General features: G+C 70.3%; 24 protein-coding genes. 13 read left to right on the top strand and 11 right to left on the bottom strand.

What is annotated here, in order from left to right:
- The 5 genes from gap to VGJ14_01575 form a co-directional block, all read left to right on the top strand.
- Nucleotides 1–876: type I glyceraldehyde-3-phosphate dehydrogenase (gene gap, locus VGJ14_01595; protein ID HEY2831091.1), on the top strand; the 876-nt coding region annotated here is incomplete at its 5' end.
- An 8-nt stretch (nucleotides 877–884) separates the two neighbouring features.
- Nucleotides 885–2,075: a phosphoglycerate kinase gene (locus tag VGJ14_01590; protein HEY2831090.1), complete on the top strand. Its 1,191-nt coding sequence runs from the start codon at nucleotides 885–887 to the stop codon at nucleotides 2,073–2,075.
- Nucleotides 2,076–2,081: 6 nt separating this feature from the next.
- Nucleotides 2,082–2,867, top strand: a complete 786-nt coding sequence (gene tpiA / locus VGJ14_01585) for a triose-phosphate isomerase (GenBank protein ID HEY2831089.1) — start codon at nucleotides 2,082–2,084, stop codon at nucleotides 2,865–2,867.
- 150 nt (nucleotides 2,868–3,017) lie between these two features.
- Complete coding sequence (gene secG, locus VGJ14_01580) at nucleotides 3,018–3,248, top strand: preprotein translocase subunit SecG (GenBank protein ID HEY2831088.1); 231 nt, start codon at nucleotides 3,018–3,020, stop codon at nucleotides 3,246–3,248.
- A 31-nt stretch (nucleotides 3,249–3,279) separates the two neighbouring features.
- On the top strand, nucleotides 3,280–3,630 hold the full coding sequence (locus VGJ14_01575; protein ID HEY2831087.1) for an RNA polymerase-binding protein RbpA: 351 nt from the start codon (nucleotides 3,280–3,282) through the stop codon (nucleotides 3,628–3,630).
- On the opposite strand, the gene VGJ14_01570 is transcribed toward VGJ14_01575, so the two are convergent.
- Nucleotides 3,624–3,812, bottom strand: a complete 189-nt coding sequence (locus VGJ14_01570) for a hypothetical protein (GenBank protein HEY2831086.1) — start codon at nucleotides 3,810–3,812, stop codon at nucleotides 3,624–3,626. The genes VGJ14_01575 and VGJ14_01570 overlap by 7 nt on opposite strands.
- Nucleotides 3,813–3,916: 104 nt before the next feature.
- On the opposite strand from VGJ14_01570, the gene VGJ14_01565 reads away from it, so the two are divergent.
- The 3 genes from VGJ14_01565 to VGJ14_01555 all read left to right on the top strand — a co-directional run bounded on the left by VGJ14_01565 (nucleotide 3,917) and on the right by VGJ14_01555 (nucleotide 7,418).
- Nucleotides 3,917–4,942: a 6-phosphofructokinase gene (locus VGJ14_01565; GenBank protein HEY2831085.1), complete on the top strand. Its 1,026-nt coding sequence runs from the start codon at nucleotides 3,917–3,919 to the stop codon at nucleotides 4,940–4,942.
- A gap of 128 nt (nucleotides 4,943–5,070) precedes the next feature.
- Nucleotides 5,071–6,405, top strand: coding sequence for a 3-deoxy-7-phosphoheptulonate synthase class II (locus VGJ14_01560; protein HEY2831084.1), 1,335 nt, complete (start codon nucleotides 5,071–5,073; stop codon nucleotides 6,403–6,405).
- Nucleotides 6,396–7,418, top strand: a complete 1,023-nt coding sequence (locus VGJ14_01555) for a GntG family PLP-dependent aldolase (protein HEY2831083.1) — start codon at nucleotides 6,396–6,398, stop codon at nucleotides 7,416–7,418. Before VGJ14_01560 ends, VGJ14_01555 begins: the two co-directional genes overlap by 10 nt.
- On the opposite strand, the gene VGJ14_01550 is transcribed toward VGJ14_01555, so the two are convergent.
- The 7 genes from VGJ14_01550 to thiO all read right to left on the bottom strand — a co-directional run bounded on the left by VGJ14_01550 (nucleotide 7,419) and on the right by thiO (nucleotide 13,078).
- Complete coding sequence (locus VGJ14_01550; protein ID HEY2831082.1) at nucleotides 7,419–8,024, bottom strand: hypothetical protein; 606 nt, start codon at nucleotides 8,022–8,024, stop codon at nucleotides 7,419–7,421.
- A gap of 9 nt (nucleotides 8,025–8,033) precedes the next feature.
- Nucleotides 8,034–8,516, bottom strand: a complete 483-nt coding sequence (gene bfr, locus VGJ14_01545) for a bacterioferritin (protein ID HEY2831081.1) — start codon at nucleotides 8,514–8,516, stop codon at nucleotides 8,034–8,036.
- Nucleotides 8,517–8,620: 104 nt separating this feature from the next.
- The gene (locus tag VGJ14_01540) at nucleotides 8,621–8,821 is read right to left on the bottom strand and encodes a (2Fe-2S)-binding protein (protein ID HEY2831080.1); all 201 of its coding nucleotides are present in this window, start codon (nucleotides 8,819–8,821) and stop codon (nucleotides 8,621–8,623) included.
- A 91-nt stretch (nucleotides 8,822–8,912) separates the two neighbouring features.
- The gene (gene pknB / locus VGJ14_01535; protein HEY2831079.1) at nucleotides 8,913–10,826 is read right to left on the bottom strand and encodes a Stk1 family PASTA domain-containing Ser/Thr kinase; all 1,914 of its coding nucleotides are present in this window, start codon (nucleotides 10,824–10,826) and stop codon (nucleotides 8,913–8,915) included.
- Nucleotides 10,827–10,881: 55 nt separating this feature from the next.
- A complete protein-coding gene (locus VGJ14_01530; GenBank protein HEY2831078.1) occupies nucleotides 10,882–11,676 on the bottom strand; it encodes a thiazole synthase in 795 nt (264 codons plus the stop codon).
- A gap of 2 nt (nucleotides 11,677–11,678) precedes the next feature.
- The gene (gene thiS / locus VGJ14_01525; GenBank protein HEY2831077.1) at nucleotides 11,679–11,912 is read right to left on the bottom strand and encodes a sulfur carrier protein ThiS; all 234 of its coding nucleotides are present in this window, start codon (nucleotides 11,910–11,912) and stop codon (nucleotides 11,679–11,681) included.
- On the bottom strand, nucleotides 11,909–13,078 hold the full coding sequence (thiO, locus tag VGJ14_01520; GenBank protein ID HEY2831076.1) for a glycine oxidase ThiO: 1,170 nt from the start codon (nucleotides 13,076–13,078) through the stop codon (nucleotides 11,909–11,911). Before thiO ends, thiS begins: the two co-directional genes overlap by 4 nt.
- A 139-nt stretch (nucleotides 13,079–13,217) precedes the next feature.
- On the opposite strand from thiO, the gene VGJ14_01515 reads away from it, so the two are divergent.
- The 4 genes from VGJ14_01515 to VGJ14_01500 all read left to right on the top strand — a co-directional run bounded on the left by VGJ14_01515 (nucleotide 13,218) and on the right by VGJ14_01500 (nucleotide 15,154).
- Nucleotides 13,218–13,595 (top strand): Rv2175c family DNA-binding protein, encoded by a 378-nt coding sequence (locus tag VGJ14_01515; protein HEY2831075.1) that lies wholly within the window; start codon nucleotides 13,218–13,220, stop codon nucleotides 13,593–13,595.
- The gene (thiE, locus tag VGJ14_01510) at nucleotides 13,595–14,257 is read left to right on the top strand and encodes a thiamine phosphate synthase (protein ID HEY2831074.1); all 663 of its coding nucleotides are present in this window, start codon (nucleotides 13,595–13,597) and stop codon (nucleotides 14,255–14,257) included. The genes VGJ14_01515 and thiE overlap by 1 nt, the downstream gene beginning before the upstream one ends.
- A 235-nt stretch (nucleotides 14,258–14,492) precedes the next feature.
- Nucleotides 14,493–14,807 (top strand): lycopene cyclase domain-containing protein, encoded by a 315-nt coding sequence (locus VGJ14_01505; protein HEY2831073.1) that lies wholly within the window; start codon nucleotides 14,493–14,495, stop codon nucleotides 14,805–14,807.
- Nucleotides 14,804–15,154: a lycopene cyclase domain-containing protein gene (locus VGJ14_01500; protein HEY2831072.1), complete on the top strand. Its 351-nt coding sequence runs from the start codon at nucleotides 14,804–14,806 to the stop codon at nucleotides 15,152–15,154. Before VGJ14_01505 ends, VGJ14_01500 begins: the two co-directional genes overlap by 4 nt.
- On the opposite strand, the gene VGJ14_01495 is transcribed toward VGJ14_01500, so the two are convergent.
- From VGJ14_01495 to crtI, 3 genes are read right to left on the bottom strand one after another with little or no spacing between them, the layout of a single operon-like run.
- Nucleotides 15,037–16,035: a phytoene/squalene synthase family protein gene (locus VGJ14_01495; GenBank protein HEY2831071.1), complete on the bottom strand. Its 999-nt coding sequence runs from the start codon at nucleotides 16,033–16,035 to the stop codon at nucleotides 15,037–15,039. The two genes, VGJ14_01500 and VGJ14_01495, sit on opposite strands and share 118 nt — an antisense overlap.
- Nucleotides 16,036–16,058: 23 nt before the next feature.
- The gene (locus VGJ14_01490) at nucleotides 16,059–16,295 is read right to left on the bottom strand and encodes a DUF5302 domain-containing protein (GenBank protein HEY2831070.1); all 237 of its coding nucleotides are present in this window, start codon (nucleotides 16,293–16,295) and stop codon (nucleotides 16,059–16,061) included.
- An 18-nt stretch (nucleotides 16,296–16,313) separates the two neighbouring features.
- Nucleotides 16,314–17,828: a phytoene desaturase family protein gene (gene crtI, locus VGJ14_01485; GenBank protein HEY2831069.1), complete on the bottom strand. Its 1,515-nt coding sequence runs from the start codon at nucleotides 17,826–17,828 to the stop codon at nucleotides 16,314–16,316.
- A gap of 23 nt (nucleotides 17,829–17,851) precedes the next feature.
- Between crtI and metF the strand changes: the two genes are divergently transcribed.
- Nucleotides 17,852–18,766, top strand: coding sequence for a methylenetetrahydrofolate reductase [NAD(P)H] (gene metF / locus VGJ14_01480; protein HEY2831068.1), 915 nt, complete (start codon nucleotides 17,852–17,854; stop codon nucleotides 18,764–18,766).
- The last annotated feature ends 158 nt before the right edge of the window (nucleotides 18,767–18,924 follow it).

Genomic DNA, 18,924 nt, shown 5'->3' with positions numbered 1-18,924 from the left:
CACCTGCTGCGCTACGACTCGATCCTGGGTCGACTGCCGCACGAGGTTAAGGCGGGCGAGACGGAGATCTCCGTCGGCGGCAAGAGCTTCGCGGTCACCGCCGAGCGCGACCCGGGCGCACTGCCCTGGGCCGAGCTGGGCGCGGACATCGTGGTGGAATCCACCGGCATCTTCACCAAGGCCGCCGCGGCGGCCAAGCACCTCGAGGCGGGTGCCAAGAAGGTGATCATCTCTGCGCCCGCCAGCGACGAGGACATCACGATCGTGATGGGCGTCAACCACGACTCCTACGACCCCGCCGCTCACCACATCATCAGCAACGCCTCGTGCACCACGAACTGCGTGGCGCCGATGGCCAAGGTGATGATGGAGAACTTCGGCATCGAGCGCGGTCTGATGACCACGATCCACGCTTACACCAATGACCAGGTGATCCTGGACTTCCCGCACAAGGACCTGCGTCGCGCGCGGGCCGCGGCCACCAACATCATCCCCACCTCCACCGGTGCGGCGAAGGCCACCTCGCTGGTGCTGCCCGAGCTCAAGGGCAAGCTGGACGGCATCGCCATGCGAGTGCCGGTGCCCACCGGTTCGGTCACCGATCTGGTGCTGACGCTGAGTCGGGAGACCACCAAGGCCGAGGTCAACGCGGCGTTCCAGGCCGCCGCACAGGGCGCGTTGGCGGGCTACCTGGAGTACACCGAGGACCCCATCGTGTCCTCGGACATCGTTACCTCACCGGCGTCCTGCACATTCGACTCATTGCTGACGATGGTTCAGGGCGACCAGGCCAAGGTCGTCGGCTGGTACGACAACGAGTGGGGCTACTCCAACCGCCTGGCCGACCTGATCTCCCACGTCGGTGCCTCGCTCTGATCCCGTCCATGCGCACCGTCGACGAACTCGGGGATCTGCGCGGCAAGCGGGTCCTGATCCGCAGTGACCTCAACGTCCCGTTGGACGGCAACAGGATCACCGACGACGGCCGGATCCGGGCCAGCCTGCCAATGATTCAGCAGTTGGCCGCCGGCGGTGCGCGGGTCGTGGTGTGCGCGCACCTGGGCCGGCCCAAGGGCGAACCCAACCCGGCGTACTCGCTGGCCCCGGTCGCCCACCGGCTGGAGCAGTTGCTCGGCGCGCAGGTGCTGTTCAGTCCCGAGGTGGTGGGGGAGCAGGCCGCGGCCACCGTCTCCGCGCTGCCCGACGGCGGTGTCGCGCTGTTGGAGAACGTGCGCTTCGTCGCGGCGGAGACGTCCAAGGACGACGCCGAGCGCGGCGCGTTCGCCGAGCAGTTGGCCGCGCTCGCCGATGCCTACGTGGGCGACGCGTTCGGTGCGGTGCACCGCAAGCACGCCAGCGTCTACGACGTCGCCCGTCTGTTGCCGCACGCGGCCGGCGACCTGGTGCGCACCGAGGTCGAGGTGCTACGGCGACTCACTGAGAACCCGGAGCGCCCATACACGGTGGTGCTCGGCGGCTCCAAGGTCTCCGACAAGCTCGCGGTCATCGACCGGCTGCTCGGCGTGGCCGATCGCATCCTGGTCGGCGGCGGCATGGTGTTCACCTTCCTCGCCGCGCAGGGCCACGAGGTCGGCACCTCGCTGCTGGAGACCGACCAGCTGGACACGGTGCGCGGGTATCTGGCGGAGGCGGAGAAACGTGGGGTGGCGCTGATCCTGCCCACCGACATCGTCGCCGCCGACCGGTTCGCGGCTGACGCGGACGCGATCGTGGTGCCCGCGGACGCGATCCCCGCCGACCGCATGGGCCTGGACATCGGCCCGGCCAGCGGCGCGGCGTTCGCCGTGGCGCTGGCGGGTTCGGCGACCACGTTCTGGAACGGCCCGATGGGCGTGTTCGAGATGGACGCCTTCGCGGAGGGCACCCGCGCGGTGGCTCAGGCGCTGGTGAACGCCCACGGCTTCTCCGTGGTGGGCGGTGGGGACTCCGCCGCCGCGGTGCGGAAACTCGGCTTCGCCGAGGACGCCTTCGGTCATATTTCCACCGGCGGCGGGGCGAGCCTGGAATACCTGGAGGGCAAGACCTTGCCCGGCCTTTCGGCATTGGAGGACTGAGCGCCTGTGGTCGCACGCACGCCGCTGATGGCCGGCAACTGGAAGATGAACCTCAATCACCTGGAGGGCATCGCGCTCGTCCAGAAGCTGGCGTTCGCCCTGCACGACAAGGATTTCGACGCCGTGGACGTCGCGGTGCTGCCGCCGTTCACGGATCTGCGGTCGGTGCAGACCGCGGTCGACGGCGATCGGCTGCGGATCACCTTCGGTGCTCAGGACATCTCCGCGCACGACTCCGGCGCCTACACCGGGGAGATCTCCGGGGCCATGCTCGCCGCGTTGAAGTGCACATTCGTCGTGGTCGGGCACTCCGAGCGCCGGCAGTATCACGGCGAGGACGACGCAGCAGTCAATGCCAAGGTGCAGGCCGCGTTCCGGCACGGGCTGACCCCGATCATGTGCGTCGGTGAGGGCCTGGAGGTACGCCGGGCCGAGGCGCACGTCGGGCACTGCCTCTCGCAACTGGACGGCGGTCTGGCGGGCGTCTCCGCGGTGCAGGTTCGCACCATGGTCATCGCCTACGAACCGGTCTGGGCAATCGGCACCGGCGAGGTGGCCACCCCGGCCGATGCCCAGGAGGTGTGCCGGGCGATCCGGGACCGGGTGCAGGAGCTCTATTCCGCCGACGTCGCCGATGCCGTGCGGGTCCTGTACGGCGGCTCGGTGAAGGCCGGCAACATCGCGGCGATCATGGCGCAGCCCGATGTGGACGGTGCCCTGGTAGGCGGCGCCAGCCTGGACCCGGAGGAGTTCACCCGGATCGTGCGATACCGGGAGCAGGCCGTCGGCTGAATCGGTCACCTGACCGGTGGGTAGGTCCGGGCTGCTCGTGCGAGGATTCCTCGGACGCATCGACCCATGCGGCGGTGTGGCTGCCGGACCCCAGCCGATGACCACGTAGTCTTGGCCCGGCAACGAAATCAGAGAGGCGGTGTGTGGCGCATGGTGACCTTGTTCCAGATCCTGTTGGTCATGACCAGCGTCCTCATCATCCTGCTGGTGCTGTTGCACAAGGGGAAGGGCGGCGGCCTGTCCGACCTCTTCGGCGGCGGTGTCTCCTCCTCGCTGGGTGGTTCCTCGATCGCTGAGCGCAACCTCGATCGAATCACCTACATCGTCATGATCGTCTGGGTCGCCAGCTGCGTATCGCTGGCCTTGTTGTTGAAGCACTGACCCTCGGTCAGTTCCTCATCGGGAGATCTCTGTGGCAAGTGGCAACGCGATCAGGGGCAGCCGGGTCGGCGCCGGCCCGATGGGCGAGGCCGAGCGCGGTGATGCCGCCCCCCGCTTCTGGATCTCCTACTTCTGCTCCAACGGGCACGAGACCCGACCGAGTTTCGCCGAGGACGGCACCGTCACCGCGCCGGAGTTCTGGGACTGCCCGCGTTGCGGCCTGCCCGCCGGGCAGGACCCCGAGGCTCCGCCCGCCCCGCCGCGCAACGAGCCGTACAAGACGCACCTGGCCTATGTGCGCGAGCGGCGCACGCACGCCGACGGTGAGGCGATCCTCGCCGAGGCGCTCGACAAGCTGCGGACCACGGGCCGCCCCTACTGAAGCGAACTAATGCCGCGCTCGTCCTGAATGCCGGTCGGGCTGTAGTAGTAGGGCACCGAGGGGCGCCCCTCCAGGTGGGGGTGCGGGCGTACGGGTTTCCGCGTACCCAGCGCCCACAACAGCGTGAAGGCGAGCATCGCCGCGGTACAGCCGAACAACACCACAAATGCCGCTGCGTTCATCCGGCAGGCTCCTTCCTTCCGGTTGCAGATTAGGGCCCGCTACCCCCAGCGTGCGCTTGTCACGCCCGAAACGTCCAGACCCGGCCGGCCGATAGGTTCGAGACATGCGCATCGGTGTGTTGACCGGCGGTGGTGACTGCCCCGGGTTGAACGCGGTGATCCGGGCCGTGGTCCGCAAGGGAGTGCAGGCGTACCACCACTCGTTTCTCGGGTTCGCCGACGGGTGGCGCGGCCCGCTGGAGAACAACACCCGGACGCTGGGCATCCCCGAGGTGCGCGGCATTCTGCCCCGCGGCGGCACCATCCTCGGCTCGTCGCGGACCAACCCGGTGAAGGTGGACGGCGGCATCGAGCGCATCCGCAAAAACCTCGCCGACCTCGGGGTGGACGCGCTGATCGCCATCGGCGGCGAGGACACCCTCGGGGTGGCGACCCGGCTGAGTGCCGAGGGCATGGCGGTGGTCGGGGTGCCGAAGACCATCGACAACGACCTGGGCGCCACCGACTACACGTTCGGCTTCGACACCGCGGTGAACATCGCGGTGGACGCGATCGATCGGCTGCACACCACCGCGGAGTCGCACCACCGGGCGCTGGTGGTCGAGGTGATGGGTCGACACGCCGGTTGGATCGCGCTGCACGCGGGCATGGCCGGCGGGGCGAACCTGATCCTGATCCCCGAGGTGCCCTTCGACATCGAGCGGGTCTGCGCGTTCATCCAGTCCCGTTTCCAGAGCCACTACGCGCCGATCGTCGTGGTCTCCGAGGGTGCGTTGCCCAAGGAGGGCACCATGGAACTGGTGTCCGGGGAGACCGACGCCTTCGGCCACGTGCGACTGGGTGGTATCGGTGACCGGCTGGCCCGCGAGATCGAGACGCGTACCGGCGCGGAGTCGCGCGCCGTGGTGCTCGGCCACGTGCAGCGCGGCGGCACCCCGAGCGCCTTCGACCGTTGGCTGGCCACCCGCTTCGGCCTGCACGCCATCGACGCCGTGCATGAGCAGGACTTCGGCACGATGGTCGCGCTGCGCGGCACCGACATCGTCCGGGTGCCGCTGGCGGAGGCCACCAAAGAGTTGAAGCTGGTCGACCCCGCCCGCTACGCCGAGGCCGAGGTGTTCTTCGGATAGCGATAACGGATTTCGGGCTTGGACCTGCAGCAACGTGCTCCTCGCTGCGCTCGTCAACAAGCTCTATCGGCTCGGGAGCACGAGCAAGCTCGTGCTCCACTCGCCTCAATCGCTTGTAATCTGGACGGGTGAGCGTGGACCTGGACACCTGGCGGAGCCTGCCCGCCCTGCAGCAGCCGGATTACCCGGATCCGGCTGCGGTCGCCGCGGTGACCGCGGAGCTGCGGGGATTGCCGCCGCTGGTGTTTGCCGGTGAATGCGACAAGCTCAAGGCTCGGCTGGCGCAGGTGGCCCGCGGTGAGGCGTTCCTGCTGCAGGGCGGGGACTGCGCGGAGTCCTTCGACGCGTGCGGAGCGGACCCGCTGCGCGGCAAGCTGCGCACGTTGCTGCAGATGGCCGCGGTGCTCACGTACGGGGGCAGCATCCCGGTGGTCAAGGTCGGCCGCCTCGCCGGCCAGTACGCCAAGCCCCGTTCCGCCCCGATGGAGCGTCGAGACGGTGCCGAGCTGCCGTCCTACCGCGGCGACGCCGTGAACGGCCCGGAATTCACCCCCGAGGCGCGCATACCGGACCCGCGCCGGCTGCTGAAGACCTACAACCTGTCCGCCGCGACGCTGAACCTGGTGCGCGCGTTCACCACCGGTGGCTACGCCGACCTACGTCAGGTGCACGCCTGGAACCAGGACTTCGTCGCCTCCAGCCCGGCCGGCCGCCGTTACGAGTCGCTGGCCAAGGAGATCGACCGGGCCATGGACTTCATGCGGGCCTGCGGCGTGGACACCGATCAGTTCGCCACCGTCGAGATGTGGTCCAGCCACGAGGCCCTGCTGCTGGAGTACGAGCGGGCACTGACCCGCATCGACTCCCGCACCGGCCTGCCCTACGACGTCTCCGCGCACTTCCTGTGGATCGGGGAGCGCACCCGCAACCTGGACGGCGCGCACGTCGACCTGATGCGCAAGATCCGCAACCCGATCGGGGTGAAGCTCGGTCCGACCGCCAGCGCGGACGACGCGCTGGCGTTGATCGAGGCGCTGAATCCGGACAACGAGCCGGGCCGGCTCACGCTGATCGTGCGGATGGGCGCGGACCGGGTGCGGGAGAACCTGCCGCGGTTGGTGGAGAAGGTGGCCGCGGCGGGCATCACGGTGCCGTGGGTGTGTGACCCGATGCACGGCAACACCTACGAGGCGCCCAGCGGCCTGAAGACCCGCCGGTTCGACGACGTGCTCGACGAGGTGCGCGGCTTCTTCGAGGTGCACCGGGCGCTGGGCACCCACCCCGGCGGCATCCACATGGAGCTGACCGGTGACGACGTCACCGAGTGCGTGGGCGGTGGCGTGGAACTGGTCGAGGACGACCTGTACCAGCGGTACGAGACGCTGTGCGACCCGCGACTGAACCGCACTCAGTCCCTCGACCTGGCCTTCGAGGTCGCGCACCTGTACCGGGAATCCCACTGATCGATCTGCGTAGCGATACCGTCACCCGGCCCAGCGAGGGCATGCGGGCGGCGATGGCCGCGGCCGAGGTCGGCGACGACGTGTACGGCGAGGACCCCACGGTCCTCTCGCTGCAGGAGCGGGTCGCGGGCCTGCTCGGCCATGAGGCCGCGCTGTTCACCCCGACGGGGTCGATGGCCAACATGCTCGGGGTCCGCCTGCTCGCCCAGCCCGGCGAGGAGGTGCTCTGCGATTCCGTTGCGCACATCGTGCGCGCCGAGCTCGGGGCGCACGCGGCCTTCGGCGCGGTGACCACGCGGACCTGGACCGCCGATCGGGGGCGGCTCGACGTATCGCAGGTAGAGGATTTGGCCGCACCCGCGGGGAACCCGTTCTTGGTGTCCACCGGCGTGGTCGTCGTGGAGAACACGCACAACTTCGGTGGCGGCACGGTGCAGCCGCTGGAGGCGTTGCGCGCGCTGCGGGACTGGGCCGACGGCCCGGGTATCCGGCTGCATTTAGACGGTGCGCGGATCTGGAACGCGCACGTGGCCACCGGCGTCCCGCTGTCGGCCTACGGGACGCTGTTCGACACCGTCGCGGTGTGCCTGAGCAAGGGCATGGGCGCGCCGGTGGGTTCACTGATCGTGGGGTCGAACGACCTCATCACGCAGGCGCGCTGGTGGCGCAAGCGCCTCGGTGGTGGCATGCGCCAGGTCGGCGTCCTGGCCGCGGCCGGGCACTACGCGTTGGACCACCACATCGAGCGCATGTCCGACGACCATGCCCGGGCAAGCCGCCTCGCGGAGCGCCTGAGCCAGGTCTGCGACGGGGTGGTCCCGCCGGAATCGAACATGGTCGTCGTGGCGTTGCCGACCGACGACATGCGGGTGGAGGAACTTGCCGCCAAGGCCCGTGCCGAGGGCGTGCTGATCTCCGGGCTCGGGCCCTACCGACTGCGTCTGGTCACGCACCTCGACGTCGACGACGCGGCCTGCGACCGCGCCGCCGACGTGCTGTGTGCCCTGCTCTGACTACGGCTGGTAGTTCTCCAGGACGTCGAGGTTGCGGAAGCTCGGCGGGCCGTCGCAGAACGATGCCATCAGCTGGGCGAACTCCCCGGTTTCCGGTCGATTGCTGTTCGCCATCGCCTCGTCGTGGGAGGCGAAGCCGACCAGCGTGAGGTAACCGTTCGCTTCGTCGCGGTTGCGCGTGATCACCACGCGGGTGGGCGCCGGCGCGTCGCTTCCGGCCATGCGGTCCCGATACGCGTGGCCGGCGGCCTGAAGCTCGTCGAAGCGGGTGGTCGTGTAGAAGATCACCTGGAGGAAGCCGGAGGCGGCCGGGTTCGGCTTTTCCGATTCGATTACGTCCAGGTTGTAGAAGGTGGGCGGGCCGTCGCACATCGAGGTCATCAGCGCCGCGAACTCGCCGGTCTCCGGGCGGTTGCTGTTCTCCATCGCGGCGTCGTAGGAGTCGAACTCGACGATCGTGGCGTAGCGGTTCGGCACGTCGAGACTCGCGCAGACGATCACCCGGGTCGGGCCGGACGAAGCGCCCGCGCCGAACTTCTTTCCGGCTGCCCTGATTTCGTCGATGCGCGAGGTCGAGTACACGACGATCTGAAGAAACCCGGCCATGACCACTCCCTAGTTGGACGGTGGGCGGGACACGCACTGCGCCAGGTAGAGCGGCTCGCCCAACGAGTCCATCAACGCGAGCTGCGTCTCCAGGTAATCGATGTGCTCTTCCTCGTTGGCGAGGATCCGCTCGAAGAGGTTCGCCGAGGTGGCGTCGCTTTTCTCCCGACACATGATGATGCCCGGCCGCAGCCGCTCCACCACGTCCAGTTCCACCGACAGGTCGGCCTGGAACTGCTCGCGCACGGTCTGCCCGATGCGCAACGGCAGCAGCCGCTGGTAGTTCGGCAACCCCTCGAGGAAGAGGATCCGGTCGGTGACCTCCTCGGCGTGGTGCATCTCCTCGATGGACTCGTGCCGGGTCTTCTCGGCGAGCTCCGTGTAGCCCCAGTTCTGCTGCATCTTCGCGTGCAGGAAGTACTGGTTGATCGCGGTGAGCTCACTGGTCAGCTGCTCGTTGAGCAGGGCGATGACCTCGGGGTCACCTTGCATGGGTGCCGTCCTCCGGATGCGTGCGATATGCCACGACGAACCTATCGGGCTGCCCCGGAGGATGTCATCGAAGGCCTGGCTTGCCTGATGGGGTGTCAGGTGCCTCAGGCAGTGGCGGGCAGGGCTCGCAACCGGCAGCCGTACGGGGCGGCCCCGTCGAGCAGGTCGCCCAACCGCGCCAGGCACGAGCCGCACCCGGTGCCCGCGTGCGTCACCTCGGCAACAGCGGCCTCCGTGTGCGCGCCGGTGTCCACGGCATCGAGGATTTCCTCCTCGGTGACCGCGTGGCACAGGCAGACGTACATGAGGGACGCTCGCTTCCGGTCGGAATCAACCTTAGGTAAGCCTAAGCGAAGTTTGCCGGTTCGCCAAGCGTTTGTTGCCCGCGGGGGCACCTCAACAGCTGATACCCACCTGCGAGCCGCGGGCCACCCGTGATCCGGCCGGCGGATCCTGATCGTTGACCGTGTTGCAGAACAGGCCGAACCCCTCGTCGTCGGCCTGCAAACCCTGGGCCTGCAGTGTCTGGGTCGCCTGCTGGCGGCTCATCCCGATCACATTGGGCACGGTGACCCTGGCGCCCGAACCCTGCAGGTGCACCGTGTCGCCGCGGAAGGCCCGGCTGCCGGGGACGGGATCCTGGGCCAGCACGTCGCCGGACGGGTCGAAGTCGGTGTCGTCGAAGGCGACCTTGAGGCCGAGCTTGGCCAGCGTCTTGGTGGCGTCGTCGATGCTGTGCCCGACCAATTCGGGCACCCGCACCGGCTTGCCGCCGTCGCTGATGATCAGCGTGATCACGGCATTGGGCTTCAGTGCCGTGCCCGCGGCCGGATCGGTGCCCATCACCGAGCCCTGCGCCACCGTGTCGCTGTAGTCGTGGCGCTGTTGATCGGACACCGCGAGATGGGCACCGGCCAGCGCGGCCTTGGCGTCGTTCACCGACTTGCCGGAGACGGTGGGCACCGAGTAGCGCTCCGGGCCCTTGGACAGCACCACGGTGATCGTGCCGTGCTTGGCCACCCGGTGGCCGGCCGCCGGATCAGTGCTGACCACTTGGCCGGCCTTCACGTTCTCGCTGAACGCCTCGCCGGAGAAGTTCGGATGCAGGCCGGCCTGCTCCGCGCGGGTCTGCGCGTCGGCGCGGCTGAGGTTGATCAGTGACGGGGCGGACACCGAATTGCCCGCGGCCACCCGCCAACCGACCAGCCCCATCGCGACCGCCAGCACGAGCAACACGACCAGCGCGGCGCGGCCGCGGTTGCGCCGCCGGGCCAATCGACCCGGGGAGAACAACGGACGCGTCGGGAACGGGGTGGACGGCGTGGCCAAAGGGGATGTGTACTGCGGCGCCGACGCCGGCTGCGGCATCGGCGGCGGCGGTGTTGCCGAGGCGCGGTGCGCGCCACGCTCCACCACCACGGTCGGCGCGTAGGACGTCTCCACCGGACCGGCGTCGTCGAGTTCGGCCGGGCTGAGCGAGCGGCGCACGGCGAGCAGTTCGGCGAGGAATGCGCCCGCGTCGGGCGGTCGCCCGGCCGGGTTGCGGCAGGTGACCCGGGCGACCAGGTGGTCCAGCGCCGGAGCCAACGACGGACGGATCGCCGACGGCGGGGGCACATCGGCGTTCACGTGCTGGTAGGCGATCTGGATCGGCGTCTCGCCGCCGTGCGGCTGGAAACCGGTGAGGCACTCGTAGAGCAGGATGCCCGCGGAGTACACGTCGGTGCGCTGGTCCGCGACGCCGCGCTCGACCTGCTCCGGGGCCAGATAGGCCACCGTGCCGATCAGCGTGCCGGTGGAGGTGGCGGCACTGACCGCGCGGGCCAGGCCGAAGTCGGCGACCTTGACCCGGCCGTCGTCGGCGATCAACACGTTCTCCGGCTTGATGTCGCGGTGCACCAGGCCGGCCTGGTGGGCCGCGGCGAGCGCGGCGAGCACCGGCTCCAGCACCGCGAAGGTCTCCCGCGGTGTCAGCCGGCCGCGATCGCGCAGCCAGTCACGCAAATTGCGCCCGGCGACGTACTCCATGGCGATGAACACGTGTCCGGAATCCGCGCTCTGGTCGTAAACGGCCACCGCGGCGGGGTGTGAGAGCCGGGCCGCGGCGTGCGCCTCGCGGATGAACCGGTCGACGAACTCGCGATCCTCGGCCAGGCCGGGATGCATGACCTTGAGCGCGACCTCACGGTTGAGCCGGGAGTCCACCGCGGTGTACACGGTGGCCATGCCGCCACGGGCCAGCCGGCGCGTGACGCGGTAGCGCCCGTCCAACAGCTGGCCGACCAGCGGGTCGACGGTGGCCGTGCTCATCGGCCGTCAGTCTACGGATTGCACCCGGGCAGACGGCCCTTCCACGGAAATTGCGTCACTGCCGCAACATGCCCGAGACCGGGGAGGATGCCTCCGCCCTGGTCCGTATCGGGATACGTCCGGCGCCGTAAGCCAGGCGCCCGGCCAACACCGCGTGCCGCATCGCGGTGGCCATTGCCGCCGGGTCCGCGGCCCGGGTGACCGCTGAGGCCAACAGCACCGCGTCGCAGCCGAGTTCCATGGCCAGCGCGGCATCCGAGGCGGTGCCGATGCCCGCGTCCAACACCACCGGGACGCCGGCGTCCTGCACGATCAACCGGATGTTGTGCGGGTTACGAATGCCCAAACCGGAGCCGATCGGGGAACCCAGTGGCATCACCGCGGCGCACCCGGCCTGCTCCAGGCGGCGGGCCAGGATCGGGTCGTCGTTGGTGTAGGGCAACACCACGAAGCCGTCCGCGACGAGCATCTCGGCGGCGACGAGCAACTCCACCGGGTCGGGCAGCAGGGTGCGCTCGTCGCCGATCACCTCGAGTTTCACCCAGTCCGTATTCAACGCCTCGCGGGCCAGCCGGGCGGTGAGCAGTGCCTCGCCGGCGGTGCGACACCCGGCGGTGTTCGGCAGTACCGCGATGCCGAGGTCGCGCAGCAGGTCCAACACCGAACCGCGAGCGTTCGGATCCACCCGACGCATGGCCACCGTGGTCAATTCGGTGCCCGAGGCGACCAGCGCCTGCTCCAGGATCTCCATGCTGGGCGTGCCGCCGGTACCCATGATGAGTCGCGAACCGAAGCTGCGGCCGGCGATCAGCAACGGCTCGATGTCCTCGGCAACAGCGATCTGAGTCATCGTCATCCCCCTTGCACCGCGGTCAGCACCTCGAGGCGGTCGTCCTCGCCGAGCTGTACCACCGTCCATCGTCCGCGGGGCACCACCGCCCCGTTGAGCGCCGCGGCCACTCCACGGGCGTCCGGTGACCCCGCCACGTCGGCGACCAGGTCGGCCACCGTCGTGCCGGACTCGACCTGCTTGGTCTCCCCATTGACGATCACCGCGAACGGGCCGCCGTCCTCCGGCGTCGTCATTGGCCCACCGCGATCCGCCGACCGCGGTCGGTGAACCGGCGGGCGTGAAACGGTGCGGCAACCGCCGGCGGGTCGACGTCGGTGAGCACCGCCGTGATGGCGTCGGCGGTGATCGGGGTGAGCAGAACCCCGTTGCGATAGTGCCCGGTGGCCAGCACCAGGCCGTCCAGGTGGGCGGGGCCGAGTAGCGGGCCGTTGTCCAGGGTGCCGGGACGCAGGCCGGCGCTGATCTCGACGAATTCCAGCTCGCTCAACGCGGGCACCAACTCCAGTGCGTCCCGCAGCAGCTCATAGCCGGCCCCGGCGGTGACCGAGGTGTCGAAGCCCTGTTCCTCAACGGTGGCGCCGACCACCACCTCGCCGTCCGCTCGCGGCACCAGGTAGACGCTGGCACCGCGGACCAGGCCACGCACGGTGCGGCCGAGCAGGGCCGGGCCGCGCAGGCGCAGCACCTGGCCCTTCACCGGGCGTAGACAGCCCAGGGCGCCGGTCGGCAGGCCGGCGAGTCGCCCGGTGTGCGCCCCGGCGGCCAACACCACCCGACCGGCGGCCAGCCGGGTGCCGTCGGCCAGCTCCACGCCCAGCGCGCGTCCGGCGCGACTCGCGACCCCGGCCGCGGCGGCCGCGACGAACCGGACGCCGGACGCCCGGCAGGCGGCCAGCAGGGCGTCCAACAGTCGACGCGGGTCGACCTGGTGGTCGCCGGCCACCCACAGACCACCGCGCAGCCCCGGCGCCAGCAGCGGCTCCCGGCGGCGCAGCTCGCGGGCGTCCACCACCTCCACGTCGAGTCCCAGCCCGCGCTGGAAGGCGTGTAGCTCGGCGGCGTGCGCGAGGTCGTCGCCGTCCACCGCGGCCAGCAGCGTGCCGCTGGCCCGGTAGCCGGTGTCCAGTCCGGTGGCCGCGGAGAGCTCGGCGACGAAGTCGGGATAGGCGGCGGCCGAGGCCAGGTTGAGGCGCAGCAACGCGCCCTCGTTGTACGCCGCTTCGGTGACCGGGGCGAGCATGCCCGCGGCCACCCTGGATGCCCCCGACCCGGGGGAGGGATCGACCACTGCAACGCGTAGCCCGCGGCCCGTTGCCCGCCAGGCAATCGCCAGACCGATCAGCCCGGCGCCGACGATCAGTACGTCCGGCGTGGGCTGGGAAGAGGCCGTGGGGGTCATTTGGCCTCAGCTTACGGTCGGCGCATGACATGCGCTGTGCGTGGTTGTCGGCCGTCCAGGCGCATGACAAGCGCCTTTTGCGCATGTCATGCGTTGAGGGCGAGCAGGTCGGGGCGACAAGCGATGAAAGGCTGGGGGCGTGAATGACGAGGTGACCGATGCCACGGATCCGGTGCAGGCCGGGGTCAGCCGCTGGCTGACCCTGCCCGAGGTGGCCGCGGAACTCGGAGTGGATGCCGCTCGCGCCCGGCAGTTTTACTCCGACCGGCAGTTCCTGGCCCGGCGCCGCGGGGAGAACGCCGTGCTGTGCGTGCCGGCGGAATTCTTCCTCGACGGTGCCGTGGTGAAAGGTCTGCCGGGCACGCTGACCCTGCTCGCGGACGCCGGTTACTCCGACGACCAGGCGCTGAGCTGGTTGTTCACTGCCGACGAGGCGCTGCCCGGCACCCCGGTGGAGGCGCTGCGGGCCAACCGCGGCACGGAGGTGCGCCGCCGCGCGCAGGCGCTGGGCTTTTGATGAACAATCGCGAGCGACTGGCCGACGCCCGGCTCTATTTGTGCACCGATGCCCGGGAACGGCAGGGCGACCTGGCCGAGTTCCTGGACGCGGTGCTGGCCGGCGGGGTGGACATCGTGCAGTTGCGCCAGAAGCACATGGAGGCCCGCCACGAGTTGGCCGCACTGGAGGTGTTCGCCGAGGTCGCGGGCCGGCACGGGGCGCTTTTCGCGGTCAATGACCGGGCGGACCTGGCCTACGCCGCACACGCCGATGGGCTGCACCTCGGCCAGGACGACCTGCCGGTGCCCGACGCCCGTTGGCTGATCGGGGGAGGACCGCTGATCGGTCGGTCCACGCACGACATCGAGCAGGTGGACGACGCCAACACCGAGGACGGGGTCGACTATTTCTGCGTCGGACCGACCTGGCCCACGCCGACCAAGCCGGGGCGGCCCGCGCCCGGGCCGGCGCTGCTGCGTCATGCCGCAGCGGTGGCCCGGCGGCCGTGGTTCGCCATCGGGGGCATCGACCTCGACCGGCTGGACGAAATCATCGAGGCCGGCGCGCGCCGCGCCGTGGTGGTCCGGGCGATCACCGAGGCGGACGATCCGGGTGCCGCCGCGGCGGCCTTCGCGACCCGGTTGCGCGCGGTCGGTGTTGACATAACTGACGGACCGTGAGTTAGCCGGGCGCAAGCACTCGTTTGCCGGACCGCAGGATTCCGCAAAATCGCTTCCTCGCAGGTCGGGGGCCAGTAGCGTCGTGACCGGCGGGGACCACGGTGTCCGCCACCGGCCGGTACCCCGAGAGTCCGCCCGGAAGCCGGTGGGCGAGATGTCCCGACCCCTGCGGGCACCTCGCCCACCGGAGCGCCGGCCCGCAACGCGCCGGCGCCGGCGCGCGCGACAATCACGTGTGCGTCACCTCTCGTACCTGGCGATGCTGGCCGTGGTTGCCGCGTTCGTGGCACCCCTGGAGTGGCTGCTCGGTGCCCGCGTGCTGCGTCGGCCGCGCCGGTTGCTGGCCACGCTGGTCGTGGTGCTGTTGCCATTCGGAGCTTGGGACCTGATGGCCACCGCGGCCGGGCAGTGGAGCTTCGACCGCCGGCAGACCGTGGATGTGCGGTTGCCCGGCGGCATGGCGATCGAGGAGATCGCCTTCTTCGTGGTGATCCCGATCGCGGTATTGCTCACCCTGGAGGCCGTGCGGACGTTGCGGAAGAAGCGGTGAGCTACACGGTTGCCGCGGTGCTCGCGGTGCTCGTCGCGCTGGTGGTGGACCGGTGGGGGGTGCGCACCCGGCTGATCGGGCGGGCGGAGTTCTGGATCGCGTACGGAATCGTGTTGTTCTTCCAGTTGCTCACCAACGGCTGGCTGACCGGCCGGCACATCGTGCGGTACGACGCCGACGTGGTGCTCGGCGGCAGCCGCGCGGTGTTCCTCGGCTCCGGGCGGGTCGCCTACGCCCCGGTGGAGGACCTGTTGTTCGGCTTCGCGCTGGTGCTGTGGACCTGGACCTGGTGGGACTGGTTCGGTCGTCGAGATGCCGATGGCCAGGCCCGGCGGGCCCGCAGGTAGGCGCCGGACCCGACCCGCGCCCGGGTTACCCGGGGCACTGCGACGCGGCCGCGCAGCACGTCGCAGCCGACCCGCTCGATCTGGTCGAGGATCCCGGCGTAGAGCACGAACGCGGCCCGGATGCACTCCCGACCGGCCGGCTCCAGCATGTCGATACCGGGGCGGGCGCGGTCGTACCAGTGCCTGGCCCGCTCGATCTGGAACTGGATCAGATCTTGGGCGGCGGGGGAGAACGTGCCGTGCTCGAGATCCGTGCGGCAGACGCCGAAGCGGTCGAGGTCCTCCAGCGGCAGGTAGAGCCGCCCGCGGTCGAGGTCCTCGGCGACGTCGCGGATGAAGTTGGTCAGCTGGAAGGCGATGCCCAACGCCATCGCGGGCTCGACGGCGTCCGGAGTCAGCGGGCCGAGCACCGGCAGCATTTGCAGCCCGATCACCGCGGCCGACCCGTACATGTAGCCGAGCAAGTCGTCGAACGTGCCGTACTGATGCACCGTCAGGTCAGCGCGCATCGAGTCCAGGAATGCGGCCACGTGCTCCAGCGGGATGTCCCAGGTGTGCACAGTGTCGGCCATGGCCCGGCCGATCGGGTCCTCGCTCGCCCCGGCCCGCAACTCGTCCAGGCGGAGCTGGGACCACCGGGCGAGCTGCTCCGCGCGCTGCGCCGGGGAGATCGCCGGGGCCGGGTCGTCGACGATCTCGTCGGCGTGGCGGGCGAACCCGTACAGTGCCCACACGTACGGCCGTCGGGCGCTGGGCAGCAGCCGGGTGGCCAGGTAGTACGTGCGCCCGTGCCGTGAGTGCAGATCCCGGCACCGCAGGTAGGAGGCCCGCAACTCGGGGTCGTCGATGCCCGCGGCGTCCAGGATCCGGCTGTGCAGCACGTGCACAGCCTACGGCGCGCCGCTCAGCCGCCGGACTTGCGTCGGAAGGTGCGCTGGGCCTTGGCCGGACCGTGGGCCGAGCCCACCTTGGAGCCACTGTCGCCACCCTGAGCGCTGCCCCCGCCTCGTCCGGTCTTGCGGGCCAGGGCCTCGCGGAACTTCGCGCGGTCGTCGTCCCCGGCGAATACGTCGGGGGCGTCCTCGGTTTCGGTTTCGTCGGTCCCCGGTTCGGGCTCGTCAGCTCGCTGCGTGTCGTCCATGGGGAGATCCTGGCACGGTCACAGCGGCCAGGCGCGGGAGCGGTAGATCCGATCCGGGCCGGTGATCCGCTCCGCCGCCAACCGGCCGGAGATCAGCACGCTGGGGATGCCCACACCGGGCACGGTGCCGGAACCGGCGAACACCACGTTCGCCCAGTCGCGGGCCAGGTTGGCCGGACGGAACGGGCCGGTCTGTCGGAACGTGTGCGCGGCGGCGAACGGGGTGCCCGCGGCCATCCCGCGCGCGGCCCAGTCCGCGGGCGTGACCAGGTCGATGACCTCGGCCTCGGCCGCAAACTCCGGGTAGCCGCGCTCGGCAAGTACCCGCAGCATGTGGTCTCGGTAACCACCACGCAGCACCGCCCAGTCCTGATGGCCCGTCAGGTTCGGGGTGGGAAACAGCACGGTGTGTGCATCCCGGCCGGCCGGGGCCAGCGAGGCGTCCGTGCGGGACGCGGTGGAGACCAGGAACGACTCGTCGCTCATCAGCCGACCACGGTCGATGATTTCGGCGAAGGTGCGTTCCCAGGCGTTGCCGAACACCACCTCGTGGTGTGCCCGGTGCGGGCCTGCCGCGGGGGCTCCGGCCAACAGCAGCGCGCAGGAGGGGGAGTAGCGCAACCGGCGCCGCGGACGCCGGCCGAGCAGGCGTTCGACGGCCACCGGCCGGTCGACGGTGAGCACGAGGGCATCGCAGGGCACGCGTTCCCCGGCCGCGGTACGCACCGCCACCGCCCGTCCGGCGGCCCGATCCACCCCGACCACTTCGGTGTCGTAGCGCACGTCCGCCCCGTGTTTGACCGCCGCCGCGGCCAGCGCGGTGGGCAACGCGTGCAGACCGCCGTCGGGGAACCACACCCCGGCCACCGTGTCCATGTAGGAGATCACGGCGTAGCAGGCCAATGCCTCGGCCGGCGCCAGGCCCGCGTACATGGACTGGAAGGAGAACACCCGCCGCAACCGGGGATCGCTCAGCCGTGCGTCGATGGCCGGGGCCAGCCGGCCGAAGCCGCCCGCGGCCACCAACCGGGCCAGGTCGGGGTTCAGCAACGCCAGCGGAGAATCGAGGTTGCGGTCGATGAAGCTGCGCATCTGGCAGCGATACAGCCGGGTCAGCCAGTCGACCAGGCGGTGGTAGCGCTGCGCCTCCGCCGGTCCGCACAGCGCGGCGATTTCGGCCGCGGTGTCCTGCGGATGGGCGCGCACATCCAGCGTGCTGCCGTCGGCGAACCGGACCCGGTAGGCCGGGTCCAGCCGACGCAGCGTCAGCCAGTCGGCCATGTGTTCCCCGACACAGTCGAACGCATCGGCAATCAGGTCCGGCATGGTCAGCACGGTGGGGCCGGTGTCGAAGGTGTAGCCCTTCGCCCGACACACCCCGGCCCGCCCACCGGGCACGCTTTCCCGCTCCAGCAACGTGACGCTTCGTCCGGCGGCGACCAGGCGCAGTGCGGCGGACAGCCCGGACAACCCGGCGCCGACGATCACCACCTGTTCGGTCGGCCCGCTGACGATGCGCACCCGTTCCCCCATCCGGTGACTACGCTGCAGTCACTATGACGACCGGTGGGGGTGGGCGGTCCGGCCGGGCCGGCCTGGCGAGCACCATGCGCGAATTGTTGGCTTCCGGCGGACGTTCGTACTCATTCGAGTTCTTCCCGCCCGCCACCGACGAGGGCGAGCGCACGCTGTGGCAGGCCATCCGTCGACTCGAGCCGCTCGGCCCCACGTTCGTCTCGGTGACCTACGGCGCCGGCGGGTCCACCCGCGATCGCACGGTGCGCATCGTGGAGAACATCGCCACCGAGACCACGCTGACCGCGGTCGGGCACCTGACCTGCGTGGGGCATTCGCGGACGGAGTTGCGTAACGTCATCGGCGGATTCGCGGCGGCCGGCATCCGCAACGTGCTCGCGCTGCGCGGCGACATGCCCGGCGGGCCCACCGCGGCCTGGGAACGACACCCGGACGGTCTGGAGCACGCCGATGAGTTGGTCGGCATGCTGCGCGAACTCGGCGGGTTCTGTGTCGGGGTGGCCGCGTGGCCGGAGGGCCACCCCGAGTCCCCCGATCTGGAGACCGATGCGCGCTACCTGGCCCGCAAGGCGCAGGCGGGCGCGGACTTCGCGATCACCCAGTTCTTCTTCGACGCCGACGATTACTTCCGATTGGTCGACCGCGCGGCGGCGCACGGCTGCACGATCCCGATCCTGCCGGGGATCATGCCGGTCACCAACGTCTCGCAGATAAAGCGGTTCGCCGAGTTGTCCGGGGCGGTGTTCCCGGCGGCGCTGGCGGAGCGACTGGAGGCGGTGGCCGACGACCCGGCTGAGGTGCGCAAGATCGGGGTGGAGGTGGCCGGTGAGTTGTGCGCCCGGGTGCTGGAGGGCGGTGCGCCCGGTTTGCACTTCTACACGTTGAATCGCTCCACCGCGACCCTGGAGATTTACCGAGCCCTGGGTCTGGGCTGAGGGGGAATCGCGCACGATGTCGGGTTTCGACTCGGCCGTTCGGGTGATTCGAGTCGGTCGGGTCGGCTGATGTGGACAGGGCCGGGTAGCCCTGATTCTGGTCCCACGGTGTTCGGAGTCGGCCGCCCGCCGGGCGGTGGTGCGGTGGCTCGGAACTC

This window comes from Sporichthyaceae bacterium (assembly GCA_036493475.1).
Lineage (GTDB): Bacteria > Actinomycetota > Actinomycetes > Sporichthyales > Sporichthyaceae > DASQPJ01.
This window is presented reverse-complemented; position numbering and strand designations above follow the sequence as displayed.